This is a genomic window from Rugosimonospora africana (genome assembly GCF_016862975.1).
Lineage (GTDB): Bacteria > Actinomycetota > Actinomycetes > Mycobacteriales > Micromonosporaceae > Rugosimonospora > Rugosimonospora africana.
Genome location: NZ_BONZ01000026.1, coordinates 1 through 18,371 on the forward strand (window position 1 = coordinate 1; position 18,371 = coordinate 18,371).

Below are 18,371 nucleotides of genomic sequence, written 5' to 3' on the forward strand. Positions count from 1 at the left end.
CCAGGAGATGGGCGGCAGCTGGGGTGGCGGCCACGACCAGTGGGGCGGCCACGACCAGTGGGGCGGCAAGGACGGCGGATCGTGCGAGTCGGACGAGTCAGGTTCGATGACCGCTCCGGGTGCGTCGACCGCTCCGGGTGCGTCGACCGCGCCGGATGCGTCGACCGCGCCGGATGCGTCGACCGCGCCGGATGCGTCGACCGCTCCGGGTGCTGCGACCGTGCCAGGTGCGTCGACCGCGCCGGGTGCGTCGACCGCGCCGGGTGCGTCGACCGCGCCGGACGGGGCTGCTGCTCCGGGTGCGCCGTCGACCGACGGGTACTCGAGCGGTGGCACGGGTACCTGGGACTACGGCCAGGACATGGGCCAGGGCGGCTACACCACGACGCCGCGGTAACCCAGGACTGGTGGGACAGCTGACTCGCAGAGCCGACTGACCCGGTCAGCCAACGCGATCGGTCAACCGATCGCCGCGCATGCCGCGCCCCACGCATCGTGGGGCGCGGCTTCGCGTCGCGTACCCGCCGATCGTCAGCGACCCCGCAACGCGTCGGCCCCCAGTCCGCGCTCGACCACGTCGAACGCCGTGTTCAGCAGGGCGGCGTGATCCTCGACGACATCGGCGTGACCCTCACCGGCGAGTTGCCGTTGAGCGGTGGCCACGTACGCCGTGCGGCAGGCGGCGACGACCAGCGCCGCGGCCAGCCGGGCGGCCGGGTCGTCCGGTCGACCACCGGCAGCCTCGGCAAACAGGGTGGTGAGCAGGTCCTCCAACTCCTCGGCCGCCTCCCTCACCCGCGCGAGCAACGCGGGCGAGTCGACCACGACCTGCCAGAACCCGGACAGGGACTCACCCACGCCGGCCAGTGGATGCCCCTGCCGCAGCAGGTCGAGCAGCATCCGGCGCAGGGCCGCGACCGGTGTCTCGCCGTCGTGCCGGCCACGGATCGCGCCGGCGATCAGCGCGGCGGCCTCCGGACCCCGGTCGAAGAACAGGTCTTCCTTGCGGGGGAAGTAGTTGAAGACGGTCATCTTGGAGACCTCGGCCGCCTCCGCGATCTCCGCGACCGTCACGTTGTCGAATCCCTTCGCGAGGAAGAGTCCCGTCGCGATGTCGGAGATGCGCTGCCGTGTCTGCGCCTTCTTGCGTTCACGCAGCCCTGGTTCGGTCGTCACCACCCCACTATACCGATCCCAATTTTTGACCCGGTACACTTTCTTCATGACCTACGACGTGATCATTGTTGGCGCGGGGCCGGTGGGACTGATGCTGGCCGGCGAGTTGAACCTCGCGGGGATGCGTACGGTCGTCGTCGAGCGACTGACCGACCCGGACCTGACCATCAAGGCGGGGGCGATCAACACCCCGACGGCCGAATCCTTCTACCGGCGGGGGATGCTCGCCGAGGTCCAGGAGGCGCAGCGGCAGAACCACGAACGGATGCGTGCCTTCCTGCGTTCCCGGGTCCCGGGCGGTGCGCCACTCAAGATGCCGCCGAAGTTCGCGGGGCACTTCGGCGGCATCGTGCTGCGCGGCGATCTGTTCGACGAGTCCGATCCGGACTTTGCGCACCGCGGGCCGGTAGGGAACCTCGGCTTGCTCAACCAGCAGGACGTCGAGCGGCTGCTCGCGGATCGCGCGGGCGCGCTCGGTGTGGAGGTACGCCGCGGCGTGGAGGTGACCGGCTTCGACGCCGGCCCAGAAGGCGTGATCGTGGAGGCGGGCGGCGAGCGGATCGCGGCCGGCTGGCTGGTGGGCTGCGACGGCGGGCGGAGCATGGTGCGCAAGCTCGCCGGCTTCGACTTCCCGGGCACCGAGGCGCAGGTCACCGGGCACCAGGCGATCGTCGACATGGACGGTGCCGAGGCGTTGCCGTTGGGCTGGAACCGCACCGACGCCGGCGTCTTCGTGCACGGGCCGGTGAAGGGCCGGATCCTGACCGTGGAGTTCGACGGGCCACCGGCCGACCGCGACGCCCCGGTGACCGCGGCGGAGTTGCAGGCGAGCCTGCGCAACGTCAGCGGTGTCGACGTGACCATCACCGAGGTGCACAGCGCCACCCGGTTCACCGACAACGCCCGCCAGGTCTCGACGTACCGGCGGGGTCGGGTCCTGCTGGCCGGCGATGCCGCGCACGTGCACTCGCCGTTTGGTGGTCAGGGGCTCAATCTCGGCATCGGGGACGCGATGAACCTCGGCTGGAAGCTCGCCGCCACGATCCGGGGCTGGGCACCGGAGGGGCTGCTGGACACGTACACCACCGAGCGGCACCCGATCGGGGCCTGGGTGCTGGACTGGACCCGGGCTCAGATCACCATCATGCGCCCGGATCCGAACGGTAGGGCGATCCGCGCGGTGGTCTCGGACCTGACCGAGACCGTGACCGGGACGACGTACTTCGTCAAGAAGATCTCCGGGGTGTGGCAGCGGTACGACCTGCCCGGCGACCACCCACTGATCGGGCGCAGTGCCCCCGACCTCGTACTGGCCGACGCCAGCACGCTCGCCGACCACTGCCACGACGGCACCGGGCTGCTGTTCGACCTGGCCGACGACGCCGCGCTGCGGGCACGTGTGGACGGCTACGGCGACCGGGTACGCGTCGTCAGTCAAGCCTGCCCGGAGTGGCCCGAGCTGGCCGGGCTCCTGGTGCGGCCCGACGGGTCCGTCGCATGGGCCGCCGACCGGGACGGTGGTCACGACGCGCTGGATGCCGCGCTGGCAGCCTGGTTCGGCATACCCGCGACGGTCGCCGCGGGCTAAGGCGTCGAGATAGCCCGGTTCAGCCTGGTGGAAGATGGGGGCATGCAGATTCGACGCGTATCCGCCGAGGAACGCCTGGACACGAGCATGCCCCTGACGGCATACGCGTTCGCGCCCTCTCCCGAGCCGGTCGATCGGGAGAAGTGGCGCGACAACCTGCCCTACTACCAGGGGCACTCCACCCTGATGGCGGAGGACGGCGGCCGAACTCTGGCCGTCGTCACCAGCATCCCGATGCGGCAGAACGTTCGCGGTTCGGTATATCCGATGGCCGGCATCGCCGGGGTGGCGAGCCACCCGCTGGCTCGTCGCCAGGGGCACGTCCGCACCCTGCTGACCCGGCTGCTCGGCGAGATGCGTGACGACGGACGCCCGGTCAGCGCGCTGTATCCGTTCCGGCCGTCGTTCTACCACCGTTTCGGGTATATCGGCCTGCCGATGCCGCCGACGGTCAGCTTCGCGCCGGCCGACCTTGCCCCGCTACTGCGCGCCGACCTGCCCGGGGAGGTCAGCTGGGAGCGTCTGGCGGACGGGTACGACGGCTATCGCGACATGCGGGAGCAGTTGGTGGCGCGGCGGCACGGGTGCGCGATCCTGCCGGACTACGCGGTGGCGCGCTTCCGCGACGAGGAACAGCGCTGGCTGGTCACCGCCCGGTCGGGTGGCGAGCTGGTCGGCGCGGTGACGTACCGGATCACCGACCACGGCGGCGACCTGCTCGCCGATGACCTGCTGACGACCGGGCCGCTGGGCCGGGCGCTGCTGCTGCGTTTCTTCGCGTCGCACGTCGACCAGGTGACCCGGGTCTCCGTGCGGGTGGACCCGGACGAGGCGCCGGAGCAGTGGGCGACGGACCTCGGGTTCGTCAGCGAGGCGAAGGTCGCCGTCCCCAGCTTCCACGCGCCGATGGCGCGGATCCTGTCGCTGGACGCGCTCGCCGGGATGGCGGTCGGCCCGGGCCGCGTCGCGGTCACCGTGGTGGACGACCTGTTCATTTCCGGCGAGTACCTGCTGGACGGAGCGTCCGGGAAGCTGGAGGTGACGCGTGGCGCCGGCATGGCGGTACCGGCGGCCACGCTGACCGTGGCCGGGCTGTCTGGCCTGGTATACGGGGTGCTCGACCCGGCCGAGCTGGCGTTCCGGGACCTGGGTACGGTGCCCGACCCGGCCGCCGATCAGCTGCGCGCGATGTTCCCGCGACAGCGCCCGTACGTGGTGGCTCAGTTCTGACGCTCGGACCGCCTGGACCGCCCTACGACGGCGATTGATCCGAACCCGGTGCGGGCGGCTGGCCGGGCAACGGGTGCTGGCCGGGCACGGGCGGCGGTGCCTGACCGGGGATCGGCGCCTGGCCGGGGATAGGCCATGGCTGGCCGGGCGGCGGACCGTATGCCGGTGTCCCGCCCGGCATCGGACCTCCGGAGGCGGGTGCGCCCGGCATCGGTGCGCCGGAGGTCGGTGCGCCGGAAGCCGGGGCGCCCGAGGTGGGCGCGCCGCCGGGCGGGTAGGGGCCGCCGCCGGACGTGGGGGAGGCCGGCGGGTATGCCGGTGCGCCGGACGTGGGCGGGTAGCCCGGTGCCGGCGGGTACCCGGGGGTTCCCGCGGCCGGCGGGTAACCGGGCGCCGGCGGGTACCCGGGGGTTCCCGCCGCCGGCGGATATCCGGGCGCTGGCGGATAGCCCGGCGCGCCCGTCGCCGGTGGGTACTGCTGGTAGCCGGGCGGCGTGGGCGGGTAGCCGGGCTGCGGTCCGGGAATCTGGTTCGAGTCGTTCCGCCTGCTCAGCATGATGGGCACCACCACCGCGCCACCGATGATCAGCAACACGACCAGACCGAGGCACGCCAGGGGACCTATGCCCATGCTTCACTCCACTCACAGTTCCGACCAGTCTGGCTCGGCGCGTCTGACGCCGCGCGATGACCCAGACCAGTCGTCTGTCGTCTCAGTTGGACAGGTCACGACACCATATGCGCCACGCCGGCGCCTCGCATGTCAGGAAGCCGGCGGCATCGATGCAGGCGGCGCCGATGCCGGTGGCGCCGGGTACCCGGGGGCGGGCGGGTACCCCGGTGCGCCGGGCGCCGACGGGTACGCCGGCTGGAGCGGGTACGGCGCCGGTGCTCCACCGAGCGGTACGGCGACGGGTGCCGCCGCTGGCGTGGCCCGGCCGATCTGGAAGCCGACCCCACCGAGCATCGCGGCCAGCCCGCCGATTGCCAGCACTGTGGCGGTCGTTCCCTCGCCTTGGCCCCGGACGGCGCACGCGCTGTCGGGCTGGTCTCCGCTGCTGGAGGTGCACGCGTCCATGGAGGTGATCGCCACGACGAGTGCCACCGCGAAACTGGCCAGGGACAGGCCGAAGAAGATCAGGAAAGATGGGTGGATCTTGGCAAACCGCACCGCGTCAGCGTAGAGCATCGATGGCTCCGGCGCGTCCAACTACAGCAGTAGTTTCATGCCCTCATGGCTCGCGACGAAGCCGAGCCTGGCATAGAAGCGGTGTGCGTCGACCCGGGACTTGTCGGACGTCAGCTGCATCATGACGCACCCCCGCGCCCGGGCCTGGTCGATCGCCCACGCCATCATCCGCTGGCCCACGCCCTGGCCGCGGCGCGCCGAATGGACCCGGACCGCCTCGACCTGCGACCGTTCCGCGCCGTGCCGGCCCAGCCCGGGGATGTACGTGATCTGCATGCACGCCACCACGTCGTCGTCGTCCTGCGCGACGACCAGAACGTTGCGCGGGTCGGCGTCGATGTCGGCGAACGCCTTCTCGTACGCCTCGTCGACAGTCGCGAACTCGCGAGCCTTGCCGAGTACGTCATCCGCGAGCAGGGCGATGATGGCGGGCAGGTCGGCGCGGACGGCCTCGCGGATGATCATGCGGGACAGCGTACGCGACGGCCGTGCGGCGGCGCTTGACAATCCCCGCTTGTCGTAATCGAATCTGTTACAGAAAGCGGGGTGCCATGGCAGCGAACAGTCGGCTGACGATCGCCGTGCACGCGTTGGCGTGGATGGCGCTCGCCCAGCGTCGCGGCAACGACTCCCTGACGTCGGATCAGATCGCCGCGAGCGTGAACACCAACCCGGTGGTCATCAGGCGCAGCCTCGGCGATCTGCTGCGTGCCGGCCTGGTCGAGGTGCGCCACGGCGCCGGTGCCGGCTGGACCCTGGCCCGCGCTCCCGAAGAGATCAGCGTGTGCGACGTGTACGACGCGGTCGAACGGGAGCCGTTGTTCGCCATGCACCACTCCGAGCCCAATCTGGAATGCCCCGTGGGACGCGGCATCCGGCCCGCCCTCGGGGGCGTGTACGACGGAGCCGAGCGTGCGCTCCGGAGCGAACTCGAACGCACCTCGATCGCTGACGTGCTGCGCCGTACCCTGCGCGTGCGCTGATTCCGGCCGTTGGCACCGGTCCCGGCACGCGCCCTTGGTTGTAACAAGACCTGTTCGGACAAGCGGAAGGAGCGCGGAGTGCCCGAGGTTCGGTACCCCGTCGTGGAACTGCGGCAGTACACCCTGCGGCCCGGCCAGCGGGACGTGCTGATAGAGCTGTTCGACCGGGAGTTCGTCGAGAGCCAGGAGGCGCTCGGCATGGCGGTCGTGGGACAGTTCCGCGACCTGGACAGCCCCGATCGCTTCGTGTGGCTACGCGGCTTCCAGGACATGCCGAGCCGTGCCGAGGCGCTGCGGAGCTTCTACACTGGACCGATTTGGCGGACGCACGGCCCCGCGGCCAACGCCACCATGGTCGACTCGGACGACGTGCTGCTGTTGCGTCCGGTGGCGGGGCGGTTCGGCTTTCCGGCGCCGGTCGCCGCGAGGCCCGGCGCGGACGCGGACGGGGGCGGTGACGGGGGCGGTGACGGGGGCGGTGACGGGGGCGGGGACGCTCCGGGCTCCCTCGTGGTGGCCACCATGTACTTCCGCGACCGCCCCTTCGACGACGCGTTCGCGGATTTCTTCGAACACCAGCTGCGGCCCGCTCTCACCGAGGCCGGCGCCACACCCCTGGCGCGGCTGCACACCGAATACGCGGAGAACACCTATCCGGCCCTGCCGGTCCGGGCGGGCGAGCACGCTTTCGTCTGGTTCGCGCGGTTCGACAGCGTGCGGGCGCTCGACGACCACCTCAGCCGGCTGCGTGGCTGCGACCGCTGGCAGAACGACCTGCTGCCGCGGCTGTCGACCCTGGCCGGCCCGGCGCGACGGCTCCGGCTGGCGCCCACCGCCCGCTCGCTCCTGCGGTGACGGTCGCCCGTCTCCGGATACGGCTCGGCCGGCACCATCGGGCAGGGATGGTGCCGGCCGCTGTGTCGCGATGCCTCAGCTGGCGGTGTCCTCGCTGGCCTCGGCGGGTGTGCCGCCCTCGACGGCGGTGGGGCTGGTGCCCCCGCTGATCTCGATCCGCCGCGCACCGGTGCCGGTGTAGGCGCCGGACACCCGGATGCTCAGCACGCCCGCGTCGTACGACGCGCTGATCGCGTCGGCGTTGACGTGCGCCGGCAGGTCGAACGAGCGCTGGAAGGTGCCGTAGCGGACCTCGCGGAGGCTGCGTCCGTCCCGCTCCTCGGTCCGCTCGTCGCGACGCTCGCCGCGGATCACCAGCCGACCGCGGTCCACCTCGACCGTCACGTCGTTGGTCACGTCCACTCCGGGCAGCTCGACGCAGACCACCGCGTCCTCACCGTCCCGGCTGATCTCGGCGGCCGGCGTGAAGCCGGTCGCACGCCGCGCCGGCCACGTCGCGACCGGGCCGAAGGCGTTGCGCACCAGGGCGTCGAACTCCGCGAACGGGTCGCGCCGCGCCCACAGTGACAAGGTGCTCATGCTGGTCTCCTCAGTCTCGCCGCGCCGGCCTCACCGGCGCATCACCCGGCATAACTTGAGTCGGATCGACTCAATTCCGGATCGTGACGCGCACCTCAAACTGGCCGGAAGCTCCGGCGTAAAACGCCATATAGGTAGAAATGAGGCGCTTTCTCGGTACGCTGAAAGCCAGCTTCGCGAGGAGGAGCCGGTGAGGTCGAACACGCAGGCGAGCGCCAGGGTGGAGACCCCCGACACCGCGGTGGTCCGTGGGCCGGGGGATGTCGAGGTCTGGCTGTCGGTCAACGGAGCCGCCCACCGGTTGGCCATCGAGCCCCGGGTCAGCCTGTTGGACGCGCTGCGCGACCGGCTGGAGCTGACCGGCACGAAGAAGGGCTGCAACCAGGGCGCGTGCGGGGCGTGCACGGTCTGGGTGGACGGCGAGCGCGTGTTGTCCTGCCTGACGCTGGCGATCGCCTGCGAGCGGCGGGAGGTGCGCACGATCGAGGGCCTGGCCGATGGCCAGACGCTGCACCCGATGCAGGCCGCGTTCATCGCGCGAGACGCGTTCCAGTGCGGATACTGCACCCCCGGCCAGATCATGTCGGCGGTGGCTCTGTTGAAGGAGGGCCACGCCAAGGACGACTCCGACATCCGCGAGTGGATGAGTGGCAACCTCTGCCGTTGCGCGGCGTACCCGCACATCCGTTCCGCGATCCGCGACGTCCGCGACGGGAAGACGGGGGACTGAGCGCGATGCGGCCGATCAGCTACTCGCGGGTGGCCGACGTGGGCACCGCGGTCGGGACGGTCACCGCCGATCCGGCCAGCGCGTTCCTCGCCGGTGGCACCACCCAGGTCGACCTGCTGCGCATCTACGTCGAGCAGCCCCGCCGGCTGGTGGACATCAACGACCTCCCGCTGCGCGACATCGAGGAGTTGCCGAACCGCGGCCTGCGCATCGGCGCGCTCGCCAGGATGAACGAGGTCGCGGAGCACCCCTCGGTGATCGACCGGTCGCCACTGGTCTCGCAGGCGCTGCTGCTGGGCGCGTCCCCACAACTGCGCAACATGGCTTCGATCGGCGGCAACCTGCTGCAGCGCACCCGGTGCACGTACTTCCGCGACGTGTCGACCGCGTGCAACAAGCGCACCCCGGGCACCGGCTGCGCCGCCATGGACGGCGTCAACCGCGGGCACGCCGTCCTCGGCACCAGCGACCAGTGCATCGCGACCCACCCGTCGGACCTCGCGGTCGCCCTCGTCGCCCTCGACGCGGACGTCATCGCCGAGGGACAGCGGGGACGGCGATCCATCCCGGTCCACGAATTCTTCCTGCCGCCGGAGGACACCCCGGACATCGAGCACCCGCTCGACCACGGCGAGCTGATCGTGGATGTCGAGGTGCCGCCCGCGCCGGACGGGTCCACCTCGCTGTACCTGAAGGTCCGCGACCGGGAGTCCTACGAGTTCGCGCTCGCCTCGGTCGCGGTGGCGCTGCGCGTGGAAGGCGGCATGGTGGTCGAGGTACGGCTGGCTCTCGGCGGTGTCGCCACCGTGCCGTGGCGTGCCCGGCGGGCCGAGCGCATGCTCACCGGCCAGCCCGCCACCACGGAGAACTTCGCCGCAGCCGCACGCGAGGAGTTGGCGCCGGCCGTCGCACGGGGGATGAACGGGTTCAAGATCGAGCTGGCCTGCCGGACCATCGTCCGCGCGCTGGAGACGGTCGCGCCGGACGGTGCGCGATGAGCGAGCCTCAGCCAGGTCAGCGCAGCGGAGCCGCTCCTCCCGTGAGGATCAGGAATTGGAGTTGCAGCGCTCTCGTGCCTCATGCCGAACCGGCGGCGGAGCGACTGGTCTGGGTCGCCGCGCGGCGACAGACGCGCCGAGCCAGACTGGTCGGACAGGATCCGGCATGAGCCCGGCGATCGGTGGCACGCTCGCCCGGCTGGACGGCCGGGCGAAGGTCAGCGGCTCCGCCCGGTACTCCGGCGAGGTGCCGATTCCCCACCTCGCGCACGCGGTCCTGATCGGCGCCCCGGTGGCCAACGCCCGGATCACCGCGGTCGACGCCACGGAGGCGGAGCAGTCCGCCGGGGTGCTGGCCGTGCTGACCCACCTGAACCTGCCCAAGGTCGCCATGCAGCCGTCGCTGCTGCCGTCGCTGGCCGGCCTGGCCGCACCCGGGCACACCTTCTTCCCGATGCAGGACGACACGGTGCACTACGCCGGGCAGCACGTGGCGGTCGTCGTCGCCGACACCCTGGAGCGCGCCGAGCACGCGGCCACCCTGGTTCGGATCGACTACGACACCACACCGCCGGTGACGCTCCTGGAGGAGATCAAGGACCAGGCGTACGAGCCGCAGAAGATCTTCGGCGGTCTGCTGCCCGGTCGCCAGGTACGCGGCGACATCGAGGCCGGCCTGCGGGACGCCGAGGTACGCGTCGAGGCGATGTACGAGTTCGCCGCCAACCACCACAACCCGATCGAGCCGTCGACCACCACGGCGGCGTGGGACGAGGTCGGCCGGCTCACGCTCTACGACGGCATCCAGGGGCCGACCTCGACCCAGCTGACCGCCGCCGCGTTTCTCGGTGTGCCGCCCGCCCAGATCCGGGTGGTGAGCAACTACGTCGGGGGAAGCTTCGGGTCGAAGGCGATGGTCTGGCCGCACGCGACCCTCGCCGCGATGGCCGCCCGGCACGTCGGGCGCCCGGTCCGGCTCGCCCTCAACCGGGAGCAGATGTTCACCTCGTGCGGCCACCGCGAACAGCAACGCCAGCACCTCACCCTGGGCGCCCGGGCCGACGGGAAGCTGGTCGCGGTGCGCCACCACAAGCTGTCGTTGACCTCCCACTTCGACGACTGGGCCGAGCCGTCGCTCCAGTCCCCGGCGATCATCTACGACTACCCCAACTACGAGGGCATCTACCGGCTGGGGCGGGGGAACATCAACACGCCGACCTTCACCCGCGCGCCGGGCGAGGCGACCGGCATGTTCGCCATGGAGTCCGCGATGGACGAGCTCGCCGAGCGGATCGGGGTGGACCCGGTGGAGTTGCGGCTGCGCAACTGCTCCGACACCGACCCGGCCACCGGTGACCCGTGGTCCAGCAGCGGCCTGCGGGAGTGCCTGGAGCGCGGCGCGGAGCTGTTCGGGTGGGCCGGGCGCGACCCGCGGCCGAGGCAGCGGCGGGAGGGCAACTGGCTGATCGGTACCGGCATGGCCACCGCCGCCTACCCGCACGCGCAACCGGTCAACCCGCAGCGCGCCCGGGCCCGGATCTACTCCGACGGCAGCGTCATCGTCGAGGCCGGCGTGTCCGAGTTCGGCACCGGCATATCCACGGCGATGACGCTGGTCGCCGCGGATGGGCTGGGAGTGACCGTGGACCAGGTGCGGTTCGCGGGCGGCAACACCGACATGCCGAACATCACCGCCGCCGTCGGCTCGGCCGGAGCGGGTGCGGCGAGCGCGGCCGTGCACCTGTCGGTGACCGCGCTGCGCGAGCAACTGATCGGCATGGCCGTCGCGGACGAGCAGTCGCCGCTGCACGGCGCGGACCCGGCCGCCGTCGTGGTCGAGGGCGGCCGGATGGCGCTGCGCGACCGGCCGGACGCCGGCGAGACCTACTCGGCGATGCTGCAGCGCAAGCTCGTCCCGGATGTGGAGGCGATCGGCAACTGGATACCGCCGGCCCAGGACGTCGGTCACGGCATGCACACCTTCGGCGCCCAGTTCGCCGAGGTCGGTGTGGACGCCGAGTTGGGGCTGATCCGGGTACGGCGGATGGTCGGCGTGTTCGCGCCCGGACGGGTGCTCAACCGGCGTACCGCGCACAGCCAGTTGATGGGCGGGATGCTCTGGGGGCTGGGCCAGACGCTCCTGGAGGCGACCCGGATGGATGCGCGCAGCGGTCGCTGGGCCAACGCGAGCCTCGCCGACTACCTGGTGCCGGTCAACGCCGACTCGCCGGACGTGGTGGTGGACACCGTCGAGGTGCACGAGAACGTGGTCAACCCGCTGGGCGTGAAGGGGGTTGGGGAGATCGGCGTCGTCGGGGTGGCCGCGGCCATCGGCAACGCGGTCTACCACGCCACCGGCTACCGGGCGCGTAGCCTGCCGATCGCCCTGGACGACATCCTGTCCCAGGCGAGCTGACGCGGCCTGCCAAGCGCGGGCCGCCAAGTGCGGTGCGGGCGGGCCCGCCACGTGGTGACGGGCCCGCGGTGCGCGTACCGGATGGGTCAGGGACTGGTGCAGGTCAGCGCGGGTGTCGCCGCGCTGCCGGTACCGGTGAAGCCGAACTGCGTCGAACCGCCCGCGGCCAGCGAGCCGTTGTAGGACAGATTCTTCACCGTCACGCTGGAGCCGCTGACCGACAGCGTTCCGTTCCAGAGTTGGCTGATGGACTGGCCACTGGCCAGGGTCCAGCGGACGGTCCAACCGTTGATGGCCGCCCGGCCGGCGGTCACGGTCACCTGTGCCTGGAAGCCGCCCGGCCACGAGTTGGTCGTCTGGTAGGCGGCCGTGCAGGCGCCGCCGGCCGGAGTGGTCGGAGGCGGGGTGGTCGGTGGAGCGGAGGTTGGTGGGTTGGAGGTCGGTGGGTTGGACGTCGGTGGGTTGGAGGTCGGCGGGGTGCTGGTGGGTGGGGTCGTGGACGGAGTGGTCGGTGGGGCCGTGGGTGACTCGGTCGGCGGGTACGGCGCCGAACTCGCCAGGCTGTAGGCGAGGTTGGGCTGGAACGAGCCGGCCGTGTACGAGCAGCCGTCGGCCTCGCCGGGCGGCTTCACCCACAGGTACGCGTCGATGTTCGCGTCGCCCGTGTTGGTCGTCGGGTACGCGCCGATGCGCCGGTCGGTGTTGTCGTCGGCGCACCAGTCGCCACCGGCCCCGCCGTTGCGGCTGGTGTCGATGATCTGGTGCTTGCCCGATGTGCCGAGACCGTTGAGCGCGGAGATGATCGAGCGGCCGTACGCGGCCTCGTTCGCCGTGGAGTTGAAGTTCGACACGTTGGTGAAGAACCCGTCGGCGTACTGGACGCCGGCCGCCTTGAGCCGGTTGGCCTGATCCGACGCGCTGTTCCAGGCCGAGTGCCCGCCATCGAGGTACACCCGGGCGCCGGAGTCCGCCGCCTTGATGGTCTGCACCGCCGTGGCCAAGGCCTGGTCCCGCGCCGTGACATCGCTTGCGCTCAGGCACGTCTGCAGGGCGAGGGCGTCGGTTTCCAGGATGACGATGACCGGCCGGTTGCCCAGTCCGGCCGAGAAGCTGTTGATCCAGGTCTGGTACTGCGCGAGACTCGGCGCACCGCCGGCGCTGGCGCCGCCGCAGTCCCGGTTGGTGATTTCGTAGACAGACAGGACGGGGATCTGGTTCGCCGAGGCGGCCGCCCCGACGAACGTGGAGACCTCGGACTGGACTGTCGTGAGGTTGAACGACGAGAGCCAGTGCGCGGCCGGCTGGCTGGCGATCTTGTCGCGGATCACCGGCATGCGGGAGTCGCTGGGGTTGGCGGCGACCCATCGGGCCGCCTGGGAGTTGGGATCGCGGTAGAGGCTGCCGGTGATCGCTCCTGCCGACGCGGGGCCGGTAGAGAACCAGGCACCGGCGAGGACCGTGCAGCCAACGGCGGCCGCGGCGACGGCCGCCGTCCGTCGATGTCTACGGATGTGCTGGGACACGTGGGTACCTTTCTCGGGGACAAAGTGGCAGGCATCGATGGGAGCGCTTCCATGCAAGGTAGACGATGGGTAGCGCCCTGCCAAGCGGCAGTGGGCAAACGCGTCGTCATCGATTAGAATATGTGTACTAAAACAGCTCCCGACCTGGGAGGATTCAAATGGTCTCCAGTACCACCGCCACCCCCACGCCGTATGCGACACTCCTGTCGTTCAGCCGTTACATCGGCCGCACCGGGCCGGCGAAGGCGACCTTCGTCGGCGGCCTGCGCCGGGCCCGGCAGGCCCGCTCCGGATTCAACCCGCACGGCCAGTTCATCAAGGCGCTCAAGGCAGACATCCAGTTCCGCAACCGCGGTGACCACACCGCGGTCGCCGCGGCCGTGGGCACCGTCGCGCCCCGGTGGCGTGCGCTCTACGCGGCGCTGGAGGCCGGCGGCGCCCGCTACCTGGACTCGCTCGGCGATCCGGGGAAGGTCGAGCTGGCGCAGATCCATGACGCGCTCGGCGTGATCGGCGGGCTCACCGTGAAGGTCAATCCACACCTGGGGCTGCGCTACGACGACGGGCGCGCCGAGGCCGTCCGGCTGTACTTCGACGAGCAGCCGCCGGCTCCCGACCTGGCGGTCGCGACCCTGTGGCTGATGTCCCGACACATGCACCAGATCATGCCGAAGGCCGAGCCGGTGCTGGTCGACCTGCGCCGCGGCGAGGTGCACCGGCCGGACCCGAAGACCCGCCCGGACGACGTGGAGCGGTGGCTGGCCGGCGAGGCGGCCGCGTTCACCGCGATGTGGGGCCCGGCCGCGTAGACGACTGGTCTGGGTCGTGGCGCGGCGTCAGACGCGCCGAGCCAGACTGGTCGCGCGACTGGTCTGGGTCGTGGCGTGGCGTCAGACGCGCCGAGCCAGACTGGTCGCGAAGGTAGCCGTCCAGTGGCTCGCCGCGTACACGCGCGGCGAGCCACTGTGATGTGTGGGGTGGGCCGCTTGACCAGCCCGCCACAAACCAGGCGGGCCTGGCGGCGTTGAGCGATCGACCGATCAGCCCTCCGCGCCGCTGGTGTGCACGATCTCCCGTACCTCCATGGCGCCGTACCGGGCGTCCGGCCAGCGCCCGGCGATCTCCACCGCCCGCTCCTCGGTGGCCACGTCGACGATGAGATATCCGGCCAGGTGCTCCTTGGCCTCGAGGAACGGACCGTCCGTGGCGGCCACGGCGCCACCTCGCAGCCGGACCGTCTTGGTCTGCGACGGCGCCGCCAGGGCCTGCCCGCCGACCATCTCGCCGGACTCGGTCAGTTCCTTCATGATCACGTCTACGTCGTCGAATATCCGCTGGCGGTCGGCGTCCGGCATGGTGGCGAACTCCGCCGGGTCGTTGTAGATCAACAGCAAGTACTTCACGGCGTACCTCTCGATGGCTCGTGGCGCCCGGTCGGGCACCTCTCATGGTGAAGGTCGGAGCGGCGCCCGCCATCTCGACATCCGGATCTCGCCGGGATCTCTGACCAACCGGCTCCCTAAATAGTTGACACTGACTAGTCAGTAGTGGATAGTCAGTGTCAACGGATCGCCGCTACACTCGAAGGGACAACCGCCATGAACGCCACCGCCATGAACGCCACGCAGACCGCACGCACCGAGTCGGTTCGCATCCCCGCGAACAACGCCGTGACCAAGCGACTCGGCAACTGGACCACCGCCCGCCAGTTCCAGGTGCGCTCCCACCGCGGGGTCGTCGTGCTGGACCTGCGCTCTCCGCAGATCCCGGCCGGCGACATTGAGGTCGAGGTCGACCTGGAGAACGCCGTGCTCAAGCTGCTGGTTCCCGACGACGCGCCGATCGAGGACTGGGACCTGCGACGTTCGGGCCGCGGCCGGGTCAAGGACGCGCAGCGGCCCGACACGCCAGGCGACCGTCGCGTCGTCCTCACCGGCGCGCTGCGCCATGCTGAGATCCGCGTCCACCGTGGCGGCGTCGCCATGCTGTCGGCGATGTTCTCCCGTGAGTACGTCGCCGACCTGCGCCGGGCGCACAAGCAGGGCCTGCTGCCGACCGTGGACGACCCCACCCGCACCGGCAGGGCCTGACCGATTCACGTGCACGGCGCGTGCCGACCCGCCACCGGTAGGCGCCACGGAGGAGCAGATGGCAAAGCAACGCAAGGTCGGCAACCTGCTCGGGTTGGCCGTGCTGTCCTACCTGATCCAGCGCCCCATGCACCCGTACGAGCTGAGCCGCACCCTGCGCGACAACGGTGACGCGCGCAGCATCAAGTTCAACCACGGGTCGCTGTACATGGTCGTGGGCCAGCTGGCCAAGGCCGGATTCGTGGCCGAGGTGGAGACCAACCGGGAGGGGCAGCGCCCGGAGCGCACCGTCTACGCGCTGACCGACGCCGGTCGCCAGGAGATGCGCGACTGGCTGCGCGAGCTGGTCGAGGAGCCGCGGCACGAGTACCCGCAGTTCGTGGCGGCCCTGTCACTCATCGGGGCGCTGCCACCCGGCGACGTGCTCGTACTGCTGCACCGGCGACTCGACCGGCTGGCCGAGCAGCGCGCCGAGGCCCAGAAGCTGGTCGACGAGTCGCTGGCCGCCGGGGTGCCCGAGCTGTTCCTGGTCGAGGAGCAGTACCGGATAGCCCTGCTGGACGCCGACGCGTCGTTCGTCCGGCGGTTCGCCGAACGCATCACCGACCCGGACAACGGCTGGGGTCGGCAATGGGCCGAGTTCCACGGCGAGTCCCAGCCCACGCAGGACGTGTCCACGCCGGAAATGTCCACGCCGGAGAGGCCCACTCAGGAAAGACCCACGCAGGCGCAGGAGGAGTGACAGTCATGAACCGTACGCGTTCCGCGCTGGTCATCGGCGGCGGCATCGCCGGTCCGGTGACCGCGATGGCGCTCCAACGGGCCGGCATCGAGGCCACCGTGTACGAGGCGTACCCGACCACCGCCGACGGAGTCGGGGCCGGCCTGAGCATCGCACCAAACGGGCTGGCGGCACTCGGCATCGTCGGAGCCGACGACCTCGTCCGGCAGATCGGCATACCGATGACGTCGCTGGTGATGGAGAGCTGGACCGGCAAGCGGCTGGCCGAGTTCGGCGGGCCGGCCAGCGAGTCGAGCATGCAGTTCGTCTGGCGTGCCGACCTGTACCGGGCGCTGCACGACGAGACGACCCGCCGGGACATCCGGATCGAGCACGGCAAGCGGCTGGTCGGCGCGCGGGAGGACGGCGACGGCGTCACCGCGCGGTTCGCCGACGGCAGCGAAGCCACCGCGGACATCCTGATCGGGGCCGACGGCATCAAATCCGCCACCCGGGCGCTGATCGATCCCGGCGCGCCGGCTCCCCGCTACACCGGTCTGCTCAGCTTCGGCGCTCGGCTGGCCGACACCGGCCTGCCGTCCAGCGAGGGCAAGATGCACATGGTCTACGGCAAGCGGGCGTTCTTCGGGTACGCGGTCTACGACGACGGCAGCGGCGGGTGGTTCGTCAACCTGCCGCGGCGTGAACCGGTGTCGCTCGAACAGGTCCGGGAGACGGGCGCCGGCCGGTGGCTGGACGTGTTGCGCGACGCGTTCGCGCAGGACCGCACCCCGGCACCGCACCTGCTGGACCGCACCGACCCGGCCGAGCTGCTCATCGTCGGTCCGATGGAGGACCTGCCGAACGTACCGACGTGGAGCGCGGGCCGGATGGTCCTCGTCGGCGACGCCGCGCACGCCCCGTCGGCCAGCTCCGGACAGGGCGCGTCGATGGCCGTGGAGAGCGCGGTACAGCTCGCGCGCTGCCTGCGCGACCTGCCGTACGAGCGGGCGTTCGCCGCGTACGAGCGGCTCCGCCGCGACAGGGTGGAGAGGATCGTCGCGGCAGGCGCCCGTACCAACCAGGACAAGGCCGCCGGACCGGTCGCCCGGGTGCTGCGCGACCTGTTCCTGCCGGCGACCATGAAGCTGCTGGCCAAGCCGGAGAAGATGGCCTGGCAATTCGACTACCGGATCGACTGGGACGCCCCGGTCGCCGACCCGGCACCCGGCGCCACGCGGCAGTCCGTCCGCGCGTCGTGACGTGCGAGGATCCCGGAGTGATCGGGATCCGCTCGCGGCGCCCGGGGGCCCGGAGGGCAAGTGGCGCCTGCCCGGCGTTCCGCTGGGAGGAGCCGGACAGGCGCCTCGCCCCGGTCCCGATCGGGGGTCGGTGCGGAACCCCTCGGCGGTACACGGGCGTCGGTGTGAGCGGGATCGGGAGAAGCGGCATTGGCTGCCGGCAACCGCGCTCCGCACGTTAGCCAGAATCTCCACCGTGTCAACGAGGGCGATGTGAAGCGGGCGTTACCGGAGGGTGAACGCGCAACGGGTCCGGACGCGACAGGGCGCCCGCCGGTTACGGCGGGCGCCCTGTGCTTGCGGCGCTTGAGAATCAGGCGGTGCTTGAGAATCAGGCGTGCTTGAGGATCAGACGTGCTTGAGAATCAGGCGGTGCGCAGCGGCGCGAGCGCCGTGCTCCACGCCACGACCTGGTCCAGCACGGTGCTCAGCGCCTGGAGGTGGTACTCCGCCGGCTTGAACACGCTGTAGTTCTCGAAGTCCGTGATGAGCGACAGCGCGACCTGCGCGCGGACGTCCGCCATCATCAGCTCGCCGGCGATCAGCCGCAGGTGCTCCACGGCGCGGGCACCGCCGACCGAGCCGTAGCTGACGAAGCCCACGGCCTTGTTGTTCCACTCGGCGAAGAGGAAGTCGATCGCGTTCTTGAGCGCGCCCGAGGTGGAGTGGTTGTACTCCGGGGTCACCATCACGAAGCCGTCGAAGGACTTGATCTTCTGGGCCCACTCCAGGGTGTGCGGCTGGGAGTACTGGCCCATCGACGGCGGCACGGCCTCGTCGAGGTGGGGCAGCTTGTAGTCGAGCAGGTCGACGAGTTCGAACTCCGCGTCGGTGCGCTGCTTGGCGTTCTCGTATACCCAGCGGGCGACGGCCTCACCGTTGCGTCCCGGGCGGGTGCTGCCGAGGATAATTCCGATCTTGGGCATTGCGAAGGATCTCCTTAGGAACAAGCTGATTGCTTGATGAAGCAAATATCCTAGTCATTGATGCGT

At 71.0% G+C, this 18,371-nt stretch carries 19 protein-coding genes and 1 pseudogene; 12 read left to right on the plus strand and 8 right to left on the minus strand.

Annotated elements, in window-relative coordinates; all coding sequences use genetic code 11:
• Window positions 1-397 (plus strand): annotated as a pseudogene (locus tag Raf01_RS13365) (hypothetical protein); the annotation flags it as partial.
• Between the two features lie 134 nt (window positions 398-531).
• Here Raf01_RS13365 and Raf01_RS13370 read toward each other — a convergent pair.
• Window positions 532-1,176: a TetR/AcrR family transcriptional regulator gene (locus tag Raf01_RS13370; RefSeq protein ID WP_203918164.1), complete on the minus strand. Its 645-nt coding sequence runs from the start codon at window positions 1,174-1,176 to the stop codon at window positions 532-534.
• Window positions 1,177-1,222: 46 nt separating this feature from the next.
• Here Raf01_RS13370 and Raf01_RS13375 point away from each other — a divergent pair, with 46 nt between their 5' ends.
• Both Raf01_RS13375 and Raf01_RS13380 read left to right on the plus strand, forming a co-directional pair.
• Entirely contained in the window at window positions 1,223-2,764 is a 1,542-nt protein-coding gene (locus Raf01_RS13375; RefSeq protein ID WP_203918165.1) for an FAD-dependent monooxygenase, read from the plus strand.
• Window positions 2,765-2,806: 42 nt separating this feature from the next.
• Complete coding sequence (locus Raf01_RS13380) at window positions 2,807-3,994, plus strand: GNAT family N-acetyltransferase (RefSeq protein ID WP_203918166.1); 1,188 nt, start codon at window positions 2,807-2,809, stop codon at window positions 3,992-3,994.
• Window positions 3,995-4,016: 22 nt separating this feature from the next.
• On the opposite strand, the gene Raf01_RS50520 is transcribed toward Raf01_RS13380, so the two are convergent.
• The 3 genes from Raf01_RS50520 to Raf01_RS13395 form a co-directional block, all read right to left on the minus strand.
• Entirely contained in the window at window positions 4,017-4,625 is a 609-nt protein-coding gene (locus Raf01_RS50520; RefSeq protein ID WP_203918167.1) for a hypothetical protein, read from the minus strand.
• Between the two features lie 132 nt (window positions 4,626-4,757).
• Complete coding sequence (locus Raf01_RS13390; protein ID WP_203918168.1) at window positions 4,758-5,165, minus strand: hypothetical protein; 408 nt, start codon at window positions 5,163-5,165, stop codon at window positions 4,758-4,760.
• Window positions 5,166-5,204: 39 nt separating this feature from the next.
• Window positions 5,205-5,657, minus strand: coding sequence for a GNAT family N-acetyltransferase (locus tag Raf01_RS13395; protein ID WP_203918208.1), 453 nt, complete (start codon window positions 5,655-5,657; stop codon window positions 5,205-5,207).
• Window positions 5,658-5,734: 77 nt separating this feature from the next.
• Here Raf01_RS13395 and Raf01_RS13400 point away from each other — a divergent pair, with 77 nt between their 5' ends.
• Entirely contained in the window at window positions 5,735-6,166 is a 432-nt protein-coding gene (locus tag Raf01_RS13400) for an Rrf2 family transcriptional regulator (RefSeq protein WP_203918169.1), read from the plus strand.
• A 78-nt stretch (window positions 6,167-6,244) separates the two neighbouring features.
• Window positions 6,245-7,021 carry an NIPSNAP family protein gene (locus Raf01_RS13405; protein WP_203918170.1) on the plus strand — a complete coding sequence of 259 codons (777 nt, stop codon included), beginning with the start codon at window positions 6,245-6,247 and terminating at the stop codon, window positions 7,019-7,021.
• A gap of 75 nt (window positions 7,022-7,096) precedes the next feature.
• On the opposite strand, the gene Raf01_RS13410 is transcribed toward Raf01_RS13405, so the two are convergent.
• Complete coding sequence (locus Raf01_RS13410; RefSeq protein ID WP_203918171.1) at window positions 7,097-7,600, minus strand: Hsp20/alpha crystallin family protein; 504 nt, start codon at window positions 7,598-7,600, stop codon at window positions 7,097-7,099.
• A 241-nt stretch (window positions 7,601-7,841) separates the two neighbouring features.
• Between Raf01_RS13410 and Raf01_RS49510 the strand changes: the two genes are divergently transcribed.
• The 3 genes from Raf01_RS49510 (at window position 7,842) to Raf01_RS13425 (ending at window position 11,744) form a co-directional block, all read left to right on the plus strand.
• Window positions 7,842-8,330 (plus strand): (2Fe-2S)-binding protein, encoded by a 489-nt coding sequence (locus Raf01_RS49510; protein ID WP_373319524.1) that lies wholly within the window; start codon window positions 7,842-7,844, stop codon window positions 8,328-8,330.
• Between the two features lie 5 nt (window positions 8,331-8,335).
• Window positions 8,336-9,328: an FAD binding domain-containing protein gene (locus Raf01_RS13420; protein WP_203918172.1), complete on the plus strand. Its 993-nt coding sequence runs from the start codon at window positions 8,336-8,338 to the stop codon at window positions 9,326-9,328.
• Between the two features lie 166 nt (window positions 9,329-9,494).
• Window positions 9,495-11,744, plus strand: coding sequence for a xanthine dehydrogenase family protein molybdopterin-binding subunit (locus Raf01_RS13425; RefSeq protein ID WP_203918173.1), 2,250 nt, complete (start codon window positions 9,495-9,497; stop codon window positions 11,742-11,744).
• A gap of 86 nt (window positions 11,745-11,830) precedes the next feature.
• Here Raf01_RS13425 and Raf01_RS13430 read toward each other — a convergent pair whose 3' ends face one another.
• Entirely contained in the window at window positions 11,831-13,267 is a 1,437-nt protein-coding gene (locus Raf01_RS13430) for a glycoside hydrolase family 6 protein (protein WP_239133581.1), read from the minus strand.
• 152 nt (window positions 13,268-13,419) lie between these two features.
• Here Raf01_RS13430 and Raf01_RS13435 point away from each other — a divergent pair, with 152 nt between their 5' ends.
• Entirely contained in the window at window positions 13,420-14,076 is a 657-nt protein-coding gene (locus Raf01_RS13435; protein WP_373319525.1) for a hypothetical protein, read from the plus strand.
• A 231-nt stretch (window positions 14,077-14,307) separates the two neighbouring features.
• On the opposite strand, the gene Raf01_RS13440 is transcribed toward Raf01_RS13435, so the two are convergent.
• Window positions 14,308-14,670: a YciI family protein gene (locus tag Raf01_RS13440; RefSeq protein ID WP_203918175.1), complete on the minus strand. Its 363-nt coding sequence runs from the start codon at window positions 14,668-14,670 to the stop codon at window positions 14,308-14,310.
• Window positions 14,671-14,865: 195 nt separating this feature from the next.
• Between Raf01_RS13440 and Raf01_RS13445 the strand changes: the two genes are divergently transcribed.
• From Raf01_RS13445 to Raf01_RS13455, 3 genes are read left to right on the plus strand one after another with little or no spacing between them, the layout of a single operon-like run.
• Window positions 14,866-15,357, plus strand: a complete 492-nt coding sequence (locus tag Raf01_RS13445; RefSeq protein ID WP_203918176.1) for a hypothetical protein — start codon at window positions 14,866-14,868, stop codon at window positions 15,355-15,357.
• A gap of 58 nt (window positions 15,358-15,415) precedes the next feature.
• Window positions 15,416-16,099, plus strand: coding sequence for a PadR family transcriptional regulator (locus tag Raf01_RS13450; protein WP_203918177.1), 684 nt, complete (start codon window positions 15,416-15,418; stop codon window positions 16,097-16,099).
• Window positions 16,100-16,104: 5 nt separating this feature from the next.
• Entirely contained in the window at window positions 16,105-17,340 is a 1,236-nt protein-coding gene (locus Raf01_RS13455) for an FAD-dependent oxidoreductase (protein WP_203918178.1), read from the plus strand.
• Window positions 17,341-17,744: 404 nt separating this feature from the next.
• Here the strand turns inward: Raf01_RS13455 and Raf01_RS13460 are convergent, their stop codons facing one another.
• On the minus strand, window positions 17,745-18,305 hold the full coding sequence (locus tag Raf01_RS13460) for an NADPH-dependent FMN reductase (RefSeq protein WP_203918179.1): 561 nt from the start codon (window positions 18,303-18,305) through the stop codon (window positions 17,745-17,747).
• Window positions 18,306-18,371: the final 66 nt, after the last annotated feature.